Source organism: Variovorax sp. 679, from assembly GCF_003952185.1.
GTDB lineage: Bacteria > Pseudomonadota > Gammaproteobacteria > Burkholderiales > Burkholderiaceae_C > Variovorax.
In genome coordinates, this window is the sequence record NZ_RXFS01000010.1 from 92,753 (window position 1) to 110,058 (window position 17,306).

General features: G+C 69.7%; 17 protein-coding genes and 1 riboswitch. All 17 genes read right to left on the reverse strand.

Annotated features, from left to right (window positions below; genetic code table 11):
- Positions 1 to 5: 5 nt before the first annotated feature.
- The 17 genes from EJO71_RS24905 to EJO71_RS24985 all read right to left on the reverse strand — a co-directional run bounded on the left by EJO71_RS24905 (position 6) and on the right by EJO71_RS24985 (position 16,959).
- On the reverse strand, positions 6 to 470 hold the full coding sequence (locus EJO71_RS24905; protein WP_125951463.1) for an OsmC family protein: 465 nt from the start codon (positions 468 to 470) through the stop codon (positions 6 to 8).
- A gap of 20 nt (positions 471 to 490) precedes the next feature.
- The gene (locus tag EJO71_RS24910) at positions 491 to 1,042 is read right to left on the reverse strand and encodes a GNAT family N-acetyltransferase (RefSeq protein WP_125951462.1); all 552 of its coding nucleotides are present in this window, start codon (positions 1,040 to 1,042) and stop codon (positions 491 to 493) included.
- A gap of 35 nt (positions 1,043 to 1,077) precedes the next feature.
- Positions 1,078 to 1,806 (reverse strand): LrgB family protein, encoded by a 729-nt coding sequence (locus tag EJO71_RS24915; RefSeq protein ID WP_125951461.1) that lies wholly within the window; start codon positions 1,804 to 1,806, stop codon positions 1,078 to 1,080.
- Positions 1,803 to 2,156 (reverse strand): CidA/LrgA family protein, encoded by a 354-nt coding sequence (locus tag EJO71_RS24920; protein WP_125951460.1) that lies wholly within the window; start codon positions 2,154 to 2,156, stop codon positions 1,803 to 1,805. Before EJO71_RS24920 ends, EJO71_RS24915 begins: the two co-directional genes overlap by 4 nt.
- Positions 2,157 to 2,188: 32 nt before the next feature.
- A complete protein-coding gene (locus tag EJO71_RS24925) occupies positions 2,189 to 3,178 on the reverse strand; it encodes an aminotransferase class I/II-fold pyridoxal phosphate-dependent enzyme (protein WP_125951459.1) in 990 nt (329 codons plus the stop codon).
- Positions 3,175 to 4,146 (reverse strand): adenosylcobinamide-phosphate synthase CbiB, encoded by a 972-nt coding sequence (cbiB, locus tag EJO71_RS24930; protein ID WP_125951458.1) that lies wholly within the window; start codon positions 4,144 to 4,146, stop codon positions 3,175 to 3,177. Before cbiB ends, EJO71_RS24925 begins: the two co-directional genes overlap by 4 nt.
- Positions 4,147 to 4,172: 26 nt before the next feature.
- Entirely contained in the window at positions 4,173 to 8,183 is a 4,011-nt protein-coding gene (cobN, locus tag EJO71_RS24935; RefSeq protein WP_125951457.1) for a cobaltochelatase subunit CobN, read from the reverse strand.
- A complete protein-coding gene (locus EJO71_RS24940) occupies positions 8,180 to 8,533 on the reverse strand; it encodes a DUF2149 domain-containing protein (protein WP_125951456.1) in 354 nt (117 codons plus the stop codon). The genes cobN and EJO71_RS24940 overlap by 4 nt, the downstream gene beginning before the upstream one ends.
- A gap of 73 nt (positions 8,534 to 8,606) precedes the next feature.
- On the reverse strand, positions 8,607 to 9,080 hold the full coding sequence (locus tag EJO71_RS24945; protein ID WP_125951455.1) for a MotA/TolQ/ExbB proton channel family protein: 474 nt from the start codon (positions 9,078 to 9,080) through the stop codon (positions 8,607 to 8,609).
- Positions 9,080 to 9,763, reverse strand: a complete 684-nt coding sequence (gene bluB / locus EJO71_RS24950) for a 5,6-dimethylbenzimidazole synthase (protein WP_125951454.1) — start codon at positions 9,761 to 9,763, stop codon at positions 9,080 to 9,082. The genes EJO71_RS24945 and bluB overlap by 1 nt, the downstream gene beginning before the upstream one ends.
- Positions 9,764 to 9,768: 5 nt before the next feature.
- Entirely contained in the window at positions 9,769 to 10,338 is a 570-nt protein-coding gene (gene cobO, locus EJO71_RS24955; RefSeq protein ID WP_093056498.1) for a cob(I)yrinic acid a,c-diamide adenosyltransferase, read from the reverse strand.
- Positions 10,339 to 10,362: 24 nt separating this feature from the next.
- A complete protein-coding gene (locus EJO71_RS24960; RefSeq protein ID WP_125951453.1) occupies positions 10,363 to 11,151 on the reverse strand; it encodes an ABC transporter ATP-binding protein in 789 nt (262 codons plus the stop codon).
- A complete protein-coding gene (locus EJO71_RS24965; RefSeq protein ID WP_125951452.1) occupies positions 11,148 to 12,173 on the reverse strand; it encodes an iron ABC transporter permease in 1,026 nt (341 codons plus the stop codon). Before EJO71_RS24965 ends, EJO71_RS24960 begins: the two co-directional genes overlap by 4 nt.
- Positions 12,170 to 13,054: a helical backbone metal receptor gene (locus EJO71_RS24970; RefSeq protein ID WP_125951451.1), complete on the reverse strand. Its 885-nt coding sequence runs from the start codon at positions 13,052 to 13,054 to the stop codon at positions 12,170 to 12,172. The genes EJO71_RS24965 and EJO71_RS24970 overlap by 4 nt, the downstream gene beginning before the upstream one ends.
- Positions 13,051 to 13,653: a bifunctional adenosylcobinamide kinase/adenosylcobinamide-phosphate guanylyltransferase gene (locus EJO71_RS24975; protein ID WP_125951450.1), complete on the reverse strand. Its 603-nt coding sequence runs from the start codon at positions 13,651 to 13,653 to the stop codon at positions 13,051 to 13,053. The genes EJO71_RS24970 and EJO71_RS24975 overlap by 4 nt, the downstream gene beginning before the upstream one ends.
- A complete protein-coding gene (locus EJO71_RS24980) occupies positions 13,628 to 15,055 on the reverse strand; it encodes a cobyrinate a,c-diamide synthase (RefSeq protein ID WP_240651512.1) in 1,428 nt (475 codons plus the stop codon). The genes EJO71_RS24975 and EJO71_RS24980 overlap by 26 nt, the downstream gene beginning before the upstream one ends.
- Entirely contained in the window at positions 15,040 to 16,959 is a 1,920-nt protein-coding gene (locus tag EJO71_RS24985) for a TonB-dependent receptor (protein ID WP_125951449.1), read from the reverse strand. Before EJO71_RS24985 ends, EJO71_RS24980 begins: the two co-directional genes overlap by 16 nt.
- A gap of 89 nt (positions 16,960 to 17,048) precedes the next feature.
- Positions 17,049 to 17,306, reverse strand: a riboswitch (cobalamin riboswitch).

A 17,306-nucleotide genomic window follows, 5' to 3' on the forward strand; every position in this document is an offset into this window, starting at 1 on the left:
CGCCGTCAGAACACCGGCTCGCAGCGCACCTCGGTCTTCACCGAGTTCGCGATGAAGCACTCTTCGTGCGCCCGGTGATGCATCTGCACGATCTGCTCGCGCGTCGGCAGGTTGTCGCCGGAGAAGACGACCTCCGGCCGCAGCGTGACGACGGTCATCGCCATCTTGCCTTCCGCGTTCTTCTCCATCACGCCGGTGGCCGCGTCGAAATACCGGTCGACGACGAACTTGCGCTTCACCGCCATCGTGAGGAACCACAGCATGTGGCAGTTCGACAGCGAGGCCACGAACATCTCCTCGGGATCGACCGCCGAGGCATCCGACATCGGCAGCGGCACCACGTGCGGCGACGACGAGCCTGCAACCTCCGCTCCGCCGTCGAAGCGCAGCGAATGCCGCCTGCTGTAGGTGTTTGCGAGAAAGTCCTGCTCGCCCCGGAGCCAGAGGATTTCTGCTGTGTACTGGGCCATGGGATTCCTTTTTCCGATGTTCAAAGATCGATGCGATATCGCAACTTGGTCAGGCTGCCCTGGCTCGGCAGCGTGATGAAGGTCTCGATCAGCACGCCGCCGTTGGCCTCGATCACCTTCTGCGACGCGAGGTTGCCCGGGCTAGTGGTGATCTCGACGCGGCCCAGGCCCTCGCCCGCGGCCAGCTTCAGCATCGAGCCCAGCGCGCGCGTCGCGTAGCCTTTGCGCTGCTTCCAGGGCACGACGTTGTAGCCGATGTGGCCCAGGCAGTAGAGCGGCAAGGCGTCTGTGCCCGGCTGCCAGCGCAGGTCGATGCTGCCGCAGAACTCGCCGTCCCACATCCAGCACTTGTAGCCCGGCAGGCGCCGTACCTTGGAGCCGTCGGGCATGCGGATGCGCCCTCCCCTGGCTTCGCGGTCCACGAGGCTGGCAAGAAAGCGGTCGGGGTCGGCCTTGATGGCAGCGCGCTCCTCGGCACCCGACTCCGGCCGCGTCTCGTCGCGCGCCCAGCCGCGGTTCAGCGCCGACACGTAGCTGGCCAGGTAGGCCCTCGCAGGCCAGACCAGTTCCATCGGATACGCCCCTGGTACGGGCTTCGCCATCCTGCCTAGGCTCCCATCAACCTGACGATCAGCGGCACCAGCAACGCCGTGGCGATGCCGTTCAGCCCCATGGCGAGCGCCGAGAAGGCGCCCGCCGTCTCGTTCACCTGGATGGCCCGCGCCGTGCCGATGCCGTGGGCGGCCATGCCGACCGCGAAGCCGCGCACCGCCGGCTCCCGGATGCGCAGCAGGTTCAGCAGCCCGGTGGCCATGATCGCGCCCGAGATGCCGGCAATGGCCGCAGCCACCGCCGCCAGCGAAGGCAGCCCGCCGATCTTCTCGGCCACGCCCATCGCGATGGGCATGGTGGCCGACTTGGGTGCGAGCGACATCATCAGCTCGTGCGAGCCGCCCAGCACCCAAGCGATGCCGACGGCCGACACGATGGCCGCCACCGACCCCACCAGCAGTGCCACGCCGATGGGCAGCCACAGCCGCCGCAGCCGGTCGATCTGCCCGTACAGCGGCACGGCCAGCGCCACGGTGGCGGGGCCGATCAGGAAATGCACGAACTTCGCGCCCTCGAAGTACGTGTCGTAGGGCGTGCGCGTGAGCAGCAGCACCGAGACGATGACGATCACCGACACCAGCACCGGGTTGACCACCGGATTGCGCCCGCTGCGCGCATGCAGCCACAGCGCGCCCAGGTAAGCCAGCAACGTGAGCGACAGCCACAGCAGCGGCGACTGGGCCAGGAACACCCAGATCTCGAAGAGCTTGGCGGGCGCGCTCACTGGGCGTCCTTGCCGGTGATGCGGATCATCCAGCGGAATGTGAGCGCCGTGACCGTCATGGTGAAGGCCGCGCCCACGATGCCGGCCGCGAGAAATGGCAGCCACTCGCGCCCGACCCGCTCGAAATGCAGCATGACGCCGGTCACGGCCGGGATGAACAGCAGCATCAGGTTGCGCAGCAGATGCCCCGAGGTGTCGGTCAGCACCTGCGGCACGCTGCCGCGAACCAGCAGGCCGATGAACAGCAGCACCATGCCGATCAGCGGTCCGGGAATGGGCAGGCCCAGCCACTGCACGAGCAGTTCGCCGGCAAGCTGGCAGAGAAAGAGCGTGGTGATGGCGTAGAGCATGTTCTTCTTGTGGTTGTCGTGGGTGTATGTGTTCAGGGCACGCTTGTCCAGGCGTCCTTCAAAGCCTGCTGGCTGGCGGGGGGCTGCACTCCCAAGCGCACATGACCCGGCAGGCCGAAAGAAGCGCAGTCGCGCAGCTTGATGCCAGCGGCGCGCAGCGCGGCGGCCACGCCGGGATACGGCCGGTCGGTGCGTGCGCAGAAGAAGTTGGCGTCGCCCGGAAGGCATTGCCAGCCCAGCGATTCGCACAGCGCGCGTTGCCGGGCTTTCCAGTCCTTCAGGGTCTGGAGGCTTTGCGCGAGCCAGCGTTGCGCCTCGTCGCCGGTCCAGGCTTCCAGCATCGCGACACCGTGCGTACCCAGCGGCCATGACGGAGCCAGTTCTTCGACGCGCTGAATGAAAAGCGCATCGACGTCCTCGGGGGCGATCGCGTAAGCGGCGCGGATACCGGTCAGGCCCATTGCCTTGTTCGGCGTCCACAGCTGCCAGATGCGGTTGCGCTGTACGGCATCGAGCGATGGCCGGCCTTCGAGCCGCAGCGGTTCGTAGGCCATGTCGAGCACGCAAGCCCCATGGGTGCTCGCAGCCTGCACCGGCAGATCGGCTTGCGGCTGCCCCATCGGGCTCGACGGTTCGCAACACCAGCGCAGCGCGGCATCGGCATGTGGCTGCGGCGCGCGTACCACCTGCAAGCCCCAGGCTCGGGCGGAACGCTCATAGTCGCCGTAGCTGTGCGCCGGCAACCAGACTTGCTTGCCCCCGCCCTGCGCGACAACCGCGCTGATGCGATGAATGAACTCGCTCGCACTCGCCGCGATCACGATGCGATCGGCCGTCACGCCATGAAAGGCCGCCAGACGGCCTCGCAGCGCCGTGTAGTGCGGGTCCGGATAGTGCGCGGCATCGGCAGCGCGCAGCGCGAACAGCACTGCCGGGCACGAACCTACCGCGTTGCCATTGGTCGAGAAGTCATGCGGCGCCACGCCTATCGCGTCGGGACCGCCGTGCAGGACCGTGCTCATGCCCATCTCCAGCCGGTGGTCGCCACGATGGCCAGCGACGCGAACACACCCAGGGCCAGGGCGGCCCGTCCGCCCAATTGCGCGGTGCGTTGCATGTCGGACGTGGAAGGCGCTCGCCCCTCCGCGTTCAGTGCATAGACACCCGGCTTCGCCAGCCGCACGCCCAGTAGCAGCGCCATGGTCGCCATCGGCCAGCCGCTGTTGGGCGACGGTGTGCGGCGCGCCTCTTCAGGCAGCCCAGCGGGCCAGCGCCACGCAGCCAGCGCAAGCAGCAGCACGGTGATGCGCGCAGGAATCCACGAGAGCACGTCGTCCGCGCGCGCAGCCCATTTGCCGAGCCAGGTCCAGTCACGGCCATTGCGCTCGCCGCGGTAGCCCCACATCGCATCGGCGGTGTTGGCGAAACGGTAGAGCGCCGCACCCGGCAAACCGAGCAGCACGAACCAGAAAACCGGGGCGACCAGCGAGTCGTTGAGGTTTTCCGCGAGCGATTCGATGGCGCTTTCGCGCACCTCGCGCTCGCTGAGCTGTGAGACATCGCGGCTCACCAATCGCGCCAGTTGCTTGCGACCGGCATCGAGCGAAACCGCCAGCGCGGATTCGACCGCGAGCACTTCGTCGCGCAGCATGCGCCAGGCAAAGAGCGGCTTGAGCAGGAGGCCCAGCAACAGCGCGACCGCCCACGCGGGCAGCGACAGCGTGACGAGCGTCTGCAAGGCCATGGCGATGCCCCAGACGCATGCCGCCCCCACGCACCACAGCAACGCACCGATGAAGAACATCGGCAGATCCACCCGCTTCGCCGGGTACGCCGGCGGCGCAATGCGCGAACCCATACCGAGGTAGCGCCCCATCCACACGACCGGATGCAGCGGCGCGGGCGACTCGCCCAGCCAGCGGTCGATGGCCAGCGCGATCCACAGCGCGGCGGCGACAGCGAGGGCGTATTCGGGGATCTGGTGAGGCATGGAATCCGCCATTCTCGCCTCGCGAATCAGGCGTGCGCCCTGCCCCGGCGCCACTGCATCAGCGCACCGAGCGCAACGAGCAACGCGGCGCCCAGAGCCACCCAGAGCCGGAGGACGACTGTCTCGGCCTTGGGCGATGGCACCTCGGCCGGCGTCGGCTCGAGCTTCAAGCCCCTGACGGGTTGGGAATCGTCCGATGCAGGCTCCGCCGCCGGGGCTTCGGCCGGAGCGGGCACAGGCGGCTGCACAATCACGGGAGTCGCCGCCGGCATCGATCTGGGCGAAGGCGCATGCGGCACCAGCTCCGCCTGGGCGAACCGCTGCACGCCCGCATTGCGCTCGCGCAGCCCGGTCGCGCGCACAGCCTCCGCATAAGCCTTCGCCAGTTCGCGCCTCGTGGCGGCATCGGGCTTCCAGTAGTTCAGGCGCACCGCGTCGAGCATGCGCTCCAGCGTCTGCGCAAAGGCCGCGCGGTTGTCGCCCTCCAGCCATTCGCGCGTGCCCAGCCGGTACCCGTCGCGCACGTAGACGTCGTGCAGCGATTGCCACTGGTCCTGCCGCACGGTGGCCGGCGCCGTGACCTGCCAGCCCCAGAGGAACTGCGCGGTCTTCAACACCTGCAGCGTGCCGCTGTAGCCCTCGGCCTTCTGCGCCTCGATCCACTGCGGATGCAGGTAGCGGGTCTGCATCTCGCGCGCGATGGCGCCAGCCGCGGTATCGGTGCGCACCGCGCTACCGTCGCGCAGGTTCTGCACGTACAGCGCCGGGTCCTTTCCGGTGAGCTGCCGCACGGCCTGCGAGATGCCGCCGAGATACTGGAACGGGTCGTCGTTGGTCAGCACGCCGTACAGGTTGGAGCTGCGCGCCATCAGCGCCGCATCGACCTGCATGAGATTGCCCGCGTAGGCGCCCGGCCGGGCCGTGCCGTCGAGGCCCTTGCCGTAGGCGTGGCCCATGCGGTCCATGTAGAGCTGCGCCATCTGCGCATCGCCGCCGCCGCGTTGCTGGCTCTTCCACACATCGCTGGCGAGCGCCGCTTCTTCCAGCCCCGCGCCGTAGCTGCCCTGCTCGTTCGAGAACACGCGCGCCGTCGACCAGCGCCGGGCCTCCTGCTCCGACGCGCCTTCCGCACGCAGCCTGCGCGCCATCGCGTCGCTGTGCTGCGCGACCGCATTGCCGGGCTCGCGCAGGGCCGCCACCTGCTGCACCGCCTCGTCGAGCCAGCGCATCACGGCGGGGAACTGGTCGCGGTAGGAGCCGGTGACGCTGACCAGCACATCCATGCGCGGCCGCTTCAGCATCGAGCCCGGAATGATCTCGATGCCGGCCATGCGCCCACCCTCGTCCCAGCGCGGCTTCACGCCCATGGCGTAGAAAGCCTGGCTTTCGAGCACGCCCTGGTGGCGCGAGGCCTCGCCGGCCCAGAGCGTGAAGGCGATCTTTTGCGGCGCCTTGCCCGCATGGGACTTCGCGTGTTCGGCGATCCAGGCATCCATTGCGGCGACGCCTGTGTCCCAGGCCGCGCGCGTGGGCACGCGGCTCGGGTCGAAGCCATAGAGGTTACGGCCGGTGGGCAGGCTATCGGGATTGCGCACCGGGTCGCCACCGTAGCTGGACTTCAGGTAGCGGCCGTCGAGAGCGGTCAGCAGGCCTTCGATTTCCTCGTTGTGCGCGAGCACGGCGTCGAGCTTCTGCGCGCGCTGCGCCAGCTCGCGCAGGCTCTGCGCGTCGGCAGCGGTTTTGCCCATCGCCGCGGCAGCTTGCGCATCGCTCAGCGCAAGCTCGACCCAGCGCGCCGGCCGCGAGCCGGCGACGTTCTTCGCGTCGATCAGGAAGGCCTCGTCGATGTCTTCGCCAAGCGCTTCGACCAGCGGCTTGCCCAGGATCTGCAGGATCGTCATGCGCCGCCGCTGCGCATCGGGCGCCTGCCCGAAGGTCGCAAGGCCCAGCGGCTGCGCGGTCTGCGCGAGTTCGTCGAGATACGGGTGCAGCACGGCGATGAAGCCCGCGAAGTCCGAGCGGATGCGCGCGGGCGTCCAGCCGAGGTCACGGTCGTAGTGCTGCCCAACGAACTCTGCTGTCAGCTGTTTCTCCAGCGCTGTCTTCACGGGTCCGGGCGACAGCGTCTCCCAATCGTGCATGCGCTCGTGCGTTTCCTGCACGCCGGGGCGAAAGCCCGCGGGCGCGAACATCGGCGTCGAATGGCTCACCATGGTCGCGCGGCCGCGGCGCTTGGCGGTGGTGGCCTCGCCGAGGTTGTCCATGATGTACGGGTACACGTTGGGCAGGTCGCCCAGCGCGAGCAGCGGGTCGTCCTGCACCGACAGCCCGCGCTCCTTGCCCGCCGACCATTCGACGGTGCCGTGCGTGCCCACGTGCACCACCGCGCTGGCGCCGAACTGCGTGCGCAGCCAGAGGTAGGTGGCGAGGTAGCCATGGCTCAACGGAATTGAAGAGCGGTGATACACCTGCTCGGCCTTGCCCGCCACCTGCGTGCCGGGCTCGAAGCGCGGCGGCTGGCGCAGCACGACGACGTTGCCGAACTGCACACGTGGAATCACGAAGGCCGGCTCGCCCGCGACGGGGCGCAGCATGGTCGATTTCTCGGGTGCACCCCAATAGTTTTCGATCCGGCGCTGCGTTTCCACCGGCAGCGACCGGAACCACGCGAGGTAGCGCGGCAGCGGCATCGCATCGGCCAGTCCCTTGTCGAGCAGCGGCTGCAATTCGTCGCCATGCCCCGTCGGGTAGTAGGCGCGCATCGTCGCCTGCACCTGCGCGATGAGCGCGTCGGCGCCCGGCAGTTCGGTGCGGTAGCCGGCCGACTTCATCGCGGCGAGCATGTTGTTCACGCTGCGCGGCACATTGAGGAACGAGGCGCCGAAGTTGGCTTCGCCCGGCGGGTAGTTGTAGACCAGCATCGCCACGCGGCGCTCGGCGGACGGCGTGCGCTGAAGCCGCAACAGCGCGGCCGCCTTGCCGGCCACCGCGTCGATCTGCGCGGGCAACGGCTGCAGCGTGCCCGTGGCGGCGTCGCGGGCGCTCACGAGCATCGGATCGGTCATGCCGGCCAGCTCGCTCGGGCTGTAGTAGGCGGCGATGTCGGTCTGCGCGAGGCCGTCCCTGCTCTGCGCCCATTGCGTGGCATCCATGGCCAGCGAGGGCAATGTCTGCAGCACCGACACGCCGATGCGCTCGAGCTCTGCCTTGCGCTCGTTCGGGCTGAAGACCAGCGAGGCATTGACGATCGCATCGGCCACGCGCCGCTCGCCGGCATGCGTCATGCGGAAGAACAGGTCCTTCTGCTGGCGCGGGCCGTAGAACGCGTAGGCGCGCAGGCCACGCTGTTCCAGCGAGGCGATCAGCGCGTCGAGCCAGCCGGTGTCGTCGCTTGTCACGGTGGCGCTGTTGATGGCAATGGCGACGGTGCCGCCGCTGCCGGGCAATCGCTCGACGGCGGAGATGTCCGTCTCGATGCGAGGCCAGCCCGGGTGATAAAGGCCGGCCAGCGGCTGCGGCACGGGATCGGGCAGGCCGTCCAGCCTGCCGGGCTGCGACAGGGCCTTCATCGCCGCGCCGAGGTTGGCTGGCCCGGAGAAGCGCCAGTATTCGCGCAGCCGCTGCGCCCACGCGGCATCGACGCCGCGCTCGGCCGCGAGCGGCGCGGCAACGGAAGCCTGCCCCTTGGCCACCAGCGCGAACTCGCCGATCAGCACATATGGCGTTGCGCCGCGCGAGATCGTGTCGCCGAAGCGCGCAGCTGCCGCCTGCGCGACGCTGATGTGCGGTGCGTCGATGACGAGCAGCCGTGCGCCTTCGAGCGCGGCGGCCAGCGTCTCCGGCGAATCCTGCGACGCCGACACCACCTGCAGCGGCAACCCGGCCTCGCGCGCAGCGGACTGCAGCCGCACCACCCGCGCCGGCGACACCAGCGACGTGCTCAAGACGACAACTCGCTCACCTGCAGGCTGGGCCCGCGCTGGCGCCACGAACCCGAGCACCACCGCCAGGAACCAGAAAAGAAAGACCCGCGTCACTTCCCGTCCTGCGCGGGCACTGCATCCGCCGGCACATAGACCATCGTGCCGTCCTTCAGCCGCCAGGCGGTACCGGCCTTCTCGCCGTCACCCTGCCCGGTCGCACCGCTGGCCTTGAAGCGCGTGATCTTGCGGCCCTCGCGCGTGACGATCTCCATGTTCGGCTGGCCCTCGTTGCGGATGATCGTCACCTTGTCCTGCGCGAAGGGGTTCATCGGGTTGTTGATGACCGCGATCATCAGCATGCCGATCACCACCATGAACACGTCGATCAGGTTGATGGTCGAGAGCACCGGGTCGTCGTCGTCGCTGTCCAGGCTGCTCAATATCGAGAACTGGCGACGGCTCATCGGTGCACCCTTGGCGCTGCGCGCCTTCCCGCCGGGCGGGAGCGAGCTTGATTGGGGCGGCCCGGCGCGGCGCTCATGACAGCCGGTCCCGCGCGTCGAGCACCGTCACCAGCTCGCGCATCAGCCAGCGGCGGCGCACGGTGTAGACAACGAAGGTGATCGAGGCCGATGCCAGCGCCACGATCACGCTCGCGAACGCGGGAGCCAGGCTCTGCGCCACGCCCTGCGATTCGCCCGAGGCCACGGCCACCAGCGCGGGCCCCATCGGGATCATGGTGGCGATCAGCCCCAGCATCGGTGCCACGCGGCTGCACAGGCGCACGCCTTCCAGCTGCTTGAGCACGACCAGCTCCATCTGCTCCTGGCTGGCCTGCGCGTGGGGCTGCAGCACCAGCGCGCGCAGGGGGTCGCGGCGGCGCTGCCAGTACTCGACCCCGAACGCGCCGAGGCAGTACACGGCATAGACGAAGGACAGAAGCACGCCCAGCGTCACCGGCCAGAGGAACAGGCGCGCCAGCTCGAAGAGAACGGTGTCGAAGGCCAGCATCAGGTCGGCTCCACGGAGGACGGTTGATCGAAAAGATCCGAAGGCCGGCCCCAGCCCTCGTCGAACACCAGCGACGCGAGCGGCTCGCGCTTCGCCCAGCGTTCGCGCTGCAGCATCGGCTCTTCATAGAAGCCGTGCACGGGCCCCAGGCACAGCAAGGCGATGGGCTCGGCGCCCTCGGGCAGGCCGAGCAGCGCCGACACCTCGGCCGGATCGAAGAGCGACACCCAGCCCATGCCCAGCCCCTCGGCACGCGCCGCGAGCCAGAGGTTCTGGATGGCGCAGGAGGCCGAGGCCAGATCCATCTGCGGCAGGGTTCGGCGACCGAACACGTGCTTCTCGCGGCCGTCGGCCAGCGTCACCGCCAGCAGCTCGGCGGCGTCGAGCAGGCCCTGCACCTTCAGGCGCATGAACTCGTCCTCGCGTTCGCCGAGCGCGCGGGCCGTGAGCACGCGCTCGTTCTCGACGACGCGGTGCAGCCGCTGCCGCAACGCCTCGCCGCGAATGCGGATGAAGCGCCACGGCTGCATGAAGCCGACGCTGGGCGCGTGGTGGGCCGCATCGAGCAGCCGGCGCAGCACTTCCGGCGCAACCTCGCCACCCGCGAAATGGCGCATGTCGCGCCGCTCGTGGATGGCGCGGTACACCGCCCTCGCCTCGCCGGCCTCGAACGCTTGCGCCATGGCGCTCAATCCTCGATGCCGCGCTGCGCCGGAATGCCGGCCTTGAAGGCGTGCTTGACCAGCGTCATCTCGGTCACGGTGTCGGCCAGCTCGATGATCTCGGGCGGGCAGCGCCGGCCGGTGAGCACCACATGCACATGCTTGGGCCGCGCGCGCAGCGTTTCGAGCACGCCTTCGAGCGGCAGCCAGCCGTAGATCAGCGGGTATGTGATCTCGTCGAGCACCACGAGGAAGAATTCGCCCGACAGGATCGCCGCCTTGGCCTTCTCCCAGCCGTCGCGCGCGAGCTGGCCCGAGCGTTCGAGGTCCTGGCTCTTCCAGCTGAAGCCGTCGCCGAGCCCTTCGATCGGAATGCCGATCTGCTCGAACATGCGGTGCTCGCCGAAGCGCGCGGTCGGCACCTTCATGAACTGGTAGATCTTCACGGCCTTGCCTCGACCATGCGCGCGCAGCGCAAGGCCGAAGGCGGCCGTGCTCTTGCCCTTGCCGTCGCCGGTGTTGACGATGACGAGGCCGCGGCGTTCGCCCTCGGGTTTTTCGTACGGTTTCTCGCTGGGGGGTGTTTCGATCTGCATGGTGTCGGTTCCTGTGTTCTGTGCTTACTTCGGCAATGCGATCCATTGGTCCGCCACCCGGTGCACGCGGATGCGGTGGTCGAACACCTGTTCCAGCGCGGCATGGGTGGCCGGGTCGTCGCAGCCGCCGTGGTGCGTGACGCGGCCTTTGTCCATCACCACCAGTTCGTCGCTCGCCAGCGCCATCGGCAATTCGTGCAGCACGCTGACCACGGTGCGGCCTTCGGCGACCAGCGCGCGCACGGTCTGCATCCAGTCGGACTGATGCGGCGGGTCGAGGTTGGCGAGCGGCTCGTCCATCAGCAGCAGCTCGGCCTCGACCGCGAGCGCGCGCGCCAGCAGCACGCGCTGGCGTTCGCCGCCGGATAGCTGGCCCAGCGGGCGGTCGCGCCAGTCCCAGGCCTGCGTGGTGCGCAGCGCCCGCTCGACGGCCTCGCGATCGGCCTCGCCCGGCACGGCCAGCCAGCGCTGGTGCGGAAGCCGGCCGAGCATGGCGACGTCGTAGACCATCAGGTCGTCGGCGCTGCCCTCGCCCGTGCCGCTCTGTCCGAGCCAGGAAAGACGCTGGGCACGGATGCGGGCCGGCACCTTGTTCTGCGCCTCGCCGAAGAGCAGCACCTCGCCGCGGTGCGCGAGCAGGCCCGAGAGCGCCTTGAGCAGCGTCGACTTGCCGGCGCCGTTCGGGCCGACGATGCTGGTCCAGCGCGCGGCCGACAGCTTCAGGTCGATGTCGTGCAGCACCTCGGTGGCGCCGAGCGTGGCGCTCACGCGGCGTGCCTCGAGCGCGGGCGCGTTGTTCTGCCGGCCGCTCATGCCACGCCTCCGCGCGCGCCGCGCCGGTGCATCAGCCACAGCAGGTAGCTGCCGCCCAGCACGGCCGTGAGCACGCCCACCGGCAGTTCCTGGGGCGCGATCAGCCAGCGCGCCAGCAGGTCGGCCGCCATCAGCAGCAGCCCGCCCATCAGCGCCGACAGCACGATCAGCCGCGCATGCGTGGTCTTGACGACCGAGCGTACGAGGTGCGGCGCCGCCAGGCCGACGAAGGCGATCAGCCCGGTCTGCGCCACGGCCGCACCGGTGGCCAGCGCCAGCACCACGATCAGCGCCGCGCGCATCGCGCCCAGCGGCAGGCCCAGGCTGCGCGCCGTGGCCTCGCCGAGCGCGAGCCCGTCGAGCACGGGCGCCAGCGCCCAGCCCGCCAGCAGGCAGACCGCGCCCACCATCGCCATCACCGCGCAGGCGCTCCAGCCGACGAGGCCGGTGCTGCCGAGAATGAAGCCCTGGATGGCCTGCAGGATGTCGGCCGAGGCGATGGTGATGAGGTCTTTCGCGGCGCCGAGCACCACGCCGACGATCACGCCAGCCAGCAGCAGCCGCAGCGTCTGCTGCACGCCGCGCGCCAGCATCAGCGTGAGCATCACCGCCAGCACCGCGCCCAGGAAGGCGGCGCCCGTGAGCCCGAGCCGCATCACCCACTGCATGCTGGCGGCCGAGCCACCGAACATCAGCAGCGCCAGCGCCACGCCCAGCGAGGCGCCCGAGGCGCTGCCCAGCAGGTACGGATCGGCCAGCGGATTGCGGAACAGCCCCTGCGCCACCGCGCCGGCCAGCCCCAGCAGCGCGCCCGCCAGCCACGCGCCAAGCGTGCGCGGCAGGCGGATGTCCCAGACGATCTGCAGCGCCACCGGGTCGTGCCGCGCCGCGAACAGGCTTTCGAAGCCGGTGCTGCCGATGCCCAGGCCCAGCAGCAGCAGCGCCGCACCCAGCACCAGCAGGCCGGCACCGAGCAGCAGGACGCGGCGCAGGTGAATCGTGTGCCTTCGCGCCGCGTTCACCGACTGCCTTCCTTGCCGCTGCCGCCCTTGTCGACCAGGCACTGCGCCATCAGCCGCGCGGCCTCGTCCATGCGCGGGCCGGGGCGCACGAGCACGTCGGACTGTTCCGCGCTGAAGCGGCAGATACGACCTTCGCGCACCGCGCGGATGCCGGCCCAGCCGGGCCGCTGCTCCAGCCCCTGCGCGCTGCGCACGCTGACCATGATGAGGTCGGGATTGGCTCGCACCACGTACTCGGGGTTGAGCTTGGGAAACGGACCGAGCGATGCCGGCACGATGTTCTTCACGCCGAGCCGCGTGAGCGTTTCGCCGATGAACGACGACTCGCCCGCCGCGTACGGTGCGCTGTTCACTTCGAAATACACCCGCATGCCCTTTGCGCCCGCGGGCACCGACTGCGCGGCGGCCGACACGCTGGCATCGATCACGCGCCAGACCTTCGGCGCCTCGTGCGTGCCCAGCACCTGGTCGAGCTTGTCGAGTACGCGCCGCACGTCGGCGTGGCTCTTGGGTTCGAGCACCAGCACCTTCATGCCCAGCGCCTCCAGCCGCTGCGTGACGCGCGAGGACTTGGCGAGCAGCACCGCGTCGGGCTTGAGCGCGACGATGGCTTCCACGTTCGGATCGATGCCGCCGCCGAGCTGCGGCAGCGCCTTCACCTGCCCGGGGGAATTGGAATAGCGGTCCACGCCCACCAGCCGGTCGCAGGCGCCGAGCGCGCAGACCGATTCGGTGAGCGACGGCAGCAGCGAGACGATGCGCTGCGGCGACTGCGGCAGGCTCACGGAAACGCCGCGCTCGTCGACCACGTCCAGGGCATGCGCCGACAGCGCACACAAGGCAAGGCCGAGCATGGCCAGCAAAGTACGCATCGTCTTCATGCCGCGGGCGCCTTCAGGCTCAGCGGCAGGCCGGCTGCCATCAGCGTGACGCGCTCGCAGGCGGCGGCCACGTCCTGGTTGAGCCGGCCGAGCGCGTCGACGAAGGCTCGCGTCTCGCGACCCATCGGGATCACGCCGAGCCCGATCTCGTTGCCCACCAGCACCACCGGCCCGGGTACATCGCGCAGCGCGACCAGCAGCATCGCGATGTGCGTCGCGGGGGTGCGCGTCACGGGGCGGGCGTCTTCGGAGGGCATCGGCATCAGCAGGTTGGTGAGCCACATCGTGAGGCAGTCGACCACCACCAGCGTCTCGGGCGTGCTCTGCGTGACGATGGCACGCGCGAGCTCGACCGGTTCCTCGATGGTGCGCATGCCGGGCACCCGCTCGGCGCGGTCGGCCTGGTGGCGCACGATGCGCTCCTGCATCTCGTCGTCGTAGGCCTGCGCGGTGGCGATCAGCACGGCGCGATGCGTTCGGGCGTCGGCAGCGAGCCAGTCGATGGCGCGCTGCTCCGCGCGGCGCGACTTGCCGCTCTTCTGGCCGCCCAGGATGAACTCGTGCCCTGCTGTCCTAGGCTTGGTCGGTTGATGCGGCATGGCTCTCCAACTCGATGGGCATGGCGCCGAAAAGGCGGGCCGTGGCTTGCGGACTGGACGCAAACCACGCATGGAAGTAACTCGCGCGCACCGGGCCGTGCACATACAGCGCTTCGCCGCCGCGCGGGCCGGCGGCCTGCGTCGCGCCGGGCCGGGTGGTGCGGGCAGCGGGTACGAGCGGCGTTTCGCAGCTCGAATAGTGAAAGGTGTGGCCGCGCAAGACATGCTTGCCGAGCGCGAGCTGCTGCGGGCCGAGGCCGGCGAGCCGCTTCTGCATGGTCACGCGGCCCGGCAGCAGGCCCCAGAGGCGATGGACCTGCGGGTCGTCCTGCCGGGCCAGTTCGTCGAACAGCGCCATCATCCCGCCGCACTCGGCCCAGACGGGCTTGCCCGAGGCGACATGCTCGGCGAGCGATTCGCGCATCGGCGCGCAGGCGCCCAGCGCTTCGGCATGCAGCTCGGGGTAGCCGCCGGGCAGCCAGACCGCGTCGCAGGCCGGCAAGGCGTCACCTGCGAGCGGCGAGAAAAAGGACAGCCGCGCGCCCAGCGCTGTGAGCACATCGAGGTTTGCCGGGTAGATGAACGAGAAGGCAGCATCGCGCGCAATGGCGATGGTGCGGCCGGCAAGCAGCGGCGGCACGGCCTCCGCATCACCGGACGCGGGCGCTTCGAAACGTACCTGCGGCAGATCGCCAACCTGCATGCGCCCCAGCGGCGTGCCGGCCAGAACGTCGGCTGCCGCATCGAGTCGCGCCATCGCGTCGCCGAGCTCTGTGGCGGCCACCAGCCCCAGGTGCCGTTCGGGCAGCGTGAACCCCGCATCGCGCGGCAAGGCACCGAGCCACTGCGAGGGGTCGCGCAGCGCATCCTTCAACATGTTCGAGTGCCTTTCGCTGGCCACGCGGTTCGCCAGCACGCCGGCCCACGGCAGGCCGGAACGAAAGTTCTGCAGCCCGAAGGCCAGTGCGCCGAAGGTGCCTGCCATGGCGTGCGCATCGATCACCGCCAGCACCGGCAAGCCGAAGCGCTGCGCCAGGTCGGCGGCGCTGGGCGTGCCGTCGAACAGGCCCATCACACCTTCGACGATCAGCAGGTCGCATTCGGCCGCTGCCGCGTGCAGGCGCTCGCGGCAGTCGGCCTCGCCAGTCATCCAGAGATCAAGCGAATGCACCGGCGCGCCGGTGGCCAGCGCCAGCCAGTACGGATCGAGGAAGTCGGGTCCGCACTTGAAGGCGCGCACGCGCCGGCCCTGCCGCGAGTGCAGCCGGGTCAGCGCCGCCGCGACGGTGGTCTTGCCCTGCCCCGAGGCCGGAGCAGCCACCAGCACCGCGGCGCACGAGGCCGCCGCGGCACCGGCGGTGCCGCCTGGCTGGAGAGCTTGGCTTGTCAGTGAGGCGTCCACTTGAGACCGACGTACGCGGTGCGGCCTGCCGTGGCGTACAGCCGCGCGAACTGGTAGTCCTTGTTGCCCACATTGTCGACGCGCGCGACGAGGTTGAGGTCGCGCGTGATCTGCGTGGTGGCCGACAGGTTCAGCACGGTGTAGCCGCCGAGCTTGACGCTGTTGGCTGCGTCGTCGTAGCGGCGGCCGGAGGTCTGCACCTCGGCGCCCAGCGTCCAGCCGGCGATGCGCCAGTCGGCGCCGAGGGTGGCGTGGCGCTGGGCACGGCGGGCCAGCAGGTTGTGGGTGGCAAGGTCGCGCGGGTCCTGGAAGTCGAACGAGCCGCGTAGCGTGACGTCGCCGATGCGGTGGCTGCCCGACAGCGTGACGCCCTGGTAGCGCGCGCGCGCCGTGCTCGCGTAGCAGCCGAAGGAGGAGGCGCAGCCCTTGGCCGAACCGTCGAACACGATCAGGTTCTGCACGCGGCTGCCGTACGCCACGACGCCCAGTTGCGTGGCGCCTTCGGTGTACTGCAGGCCCAGCTCGACGTTGCGGCTCGATTCGGGCTTGAGCGTGGCCAGTCCGTATTCGCTGAAGCGCTGGTACAGCGTGGGCACGCGGAAGGCGGTGCCGGCCGATGCCGTGAAGCGCAGCGAAGGCGTGATGGCGTAGCCGTAGGCCGCGCTGCCGGTGGTCCTGCCGCCGAACTCGCTGTCCTTGTCGTGGCGAACGTGCAGCTGCAGCGAATGCGGGCCCTGCACGAAGCCGTAGCCGAGCGAGATCGCGTCCTGCGAGCGGTCGCGCGACAGCAGCTTGGAGGTGGTGGTGGGCGCGTTCTCGAGGGCGTCCTCGCGGCGCTCCAGGGTGGCCGTGACGAGGTGCGGGCCGAAGCGGAACTCGTTCTGGAACAGGTAGCCGCGCAGGTTGGTCTCGGTGCGGTAGAACGAAGGCTGCGTCTTGTAGACGGACTGCGAGTCGGTCACCTGCACGCGGGTGCTGTAGACGTCGTTCCACTTGGCCGACCAGGTCAGGCCGGCGGTGCGCAGCGTGTTGCTCGACTCGTCGTTGCGGAAAATGATCGGCAGCTTGGTCTTGTAGGCAACGGTGGTGTCGTAGCCGGCCTTGATGTCGCTGCCGAGCAGCGTGGCCTCGATGCGCTGGTCGGGCGTGATCTGGAAGCCCAGCTTCACGTTGCCCGAGGTGCTGTTGTAGCCGTCGCGGTCGGGGCTGGTGAAGCCGTCCTTGACCACGTTGCGCTTTTCCACCGGCTGCACGTTGAAGCCCTTGCTCTCCTCGTGCGCCACGCCGAACGAGTAGTCGAACAGGCCCGATTTGCCGCTCACGCCGCCTTCTATCTTGCGCAGGCCGTAGCTGCCGATGCCGATGCCCGCGTAGGGCGACACGCCCTCTTCGCCACGCTTGGTGAAGAGCTGGATCACGCCGCCCACGGCGTCGGAGCCGTACACCGCGGCGGCCGGGCCGCGCAGCACTTCGATGCGGTCGATCTGCGCGAGCGGGATGCCTTCCCAGCCGGCGCCGCCGGTCGATTGCGAGTCGATGCGCACGCCGTCGAGGTACACGGCGGTGAAGCGGGTTTCCGCGCCGCGGATGAACAGGCTGGTGGTGTTGCCCACGCCGCCGGAGCGCGAGATCTCGATGCCGGGCAGGCGCGCGAGCACGTCGGCCACGCCGGTCGCGCCGCTGCGCTCGATGGCCTGGCGGTCGATGATGGAGACGTCACCCACGAGGTCCGACAGCGGCTGCGGCGTGCGGTTGGCCGTGACCACCGTTTCGCCGAGGGTGGGCGCCTGTTGCGCATGGGCCGCCAGGCCGCCGAAGGCGGAAACCAGTGCCAGCGGCAGGCAGGCGTGGCGGAAACGGCGCGCGGGAGCGCGGCTGCGGGAAAAGCAAACGTGGGAAATCATGAATCAAGCGAACGGACGTCAATACCCCTGGCCGGCCTCCCCGCCGGCGCCTGGGCGCAATGGCTGCGACATGCGTCGTTGTCGACACATGCGGCAGCCGCCTTGTTGGCCGGTATCCGGGCTGGCAGAACGGCCCCTCGCCGCCTTCCCAGACACCTGTTTCAGGGCGTCCAGTGGCTTCGATGGAAAGGGGTTGGCGCCTTTCGGCGCCGTCTGCTTGACCGTTGCGGGGGCAGCGCAGGCGGCTTCGGCCTTGTTCCGGTGTGAACCGGGGGCTTCCACTCCTGCTTCCCGTTGAACTGCGCCGTGCGAACCACGGCGCGAGCACCAACGGGCGGAATTCTATG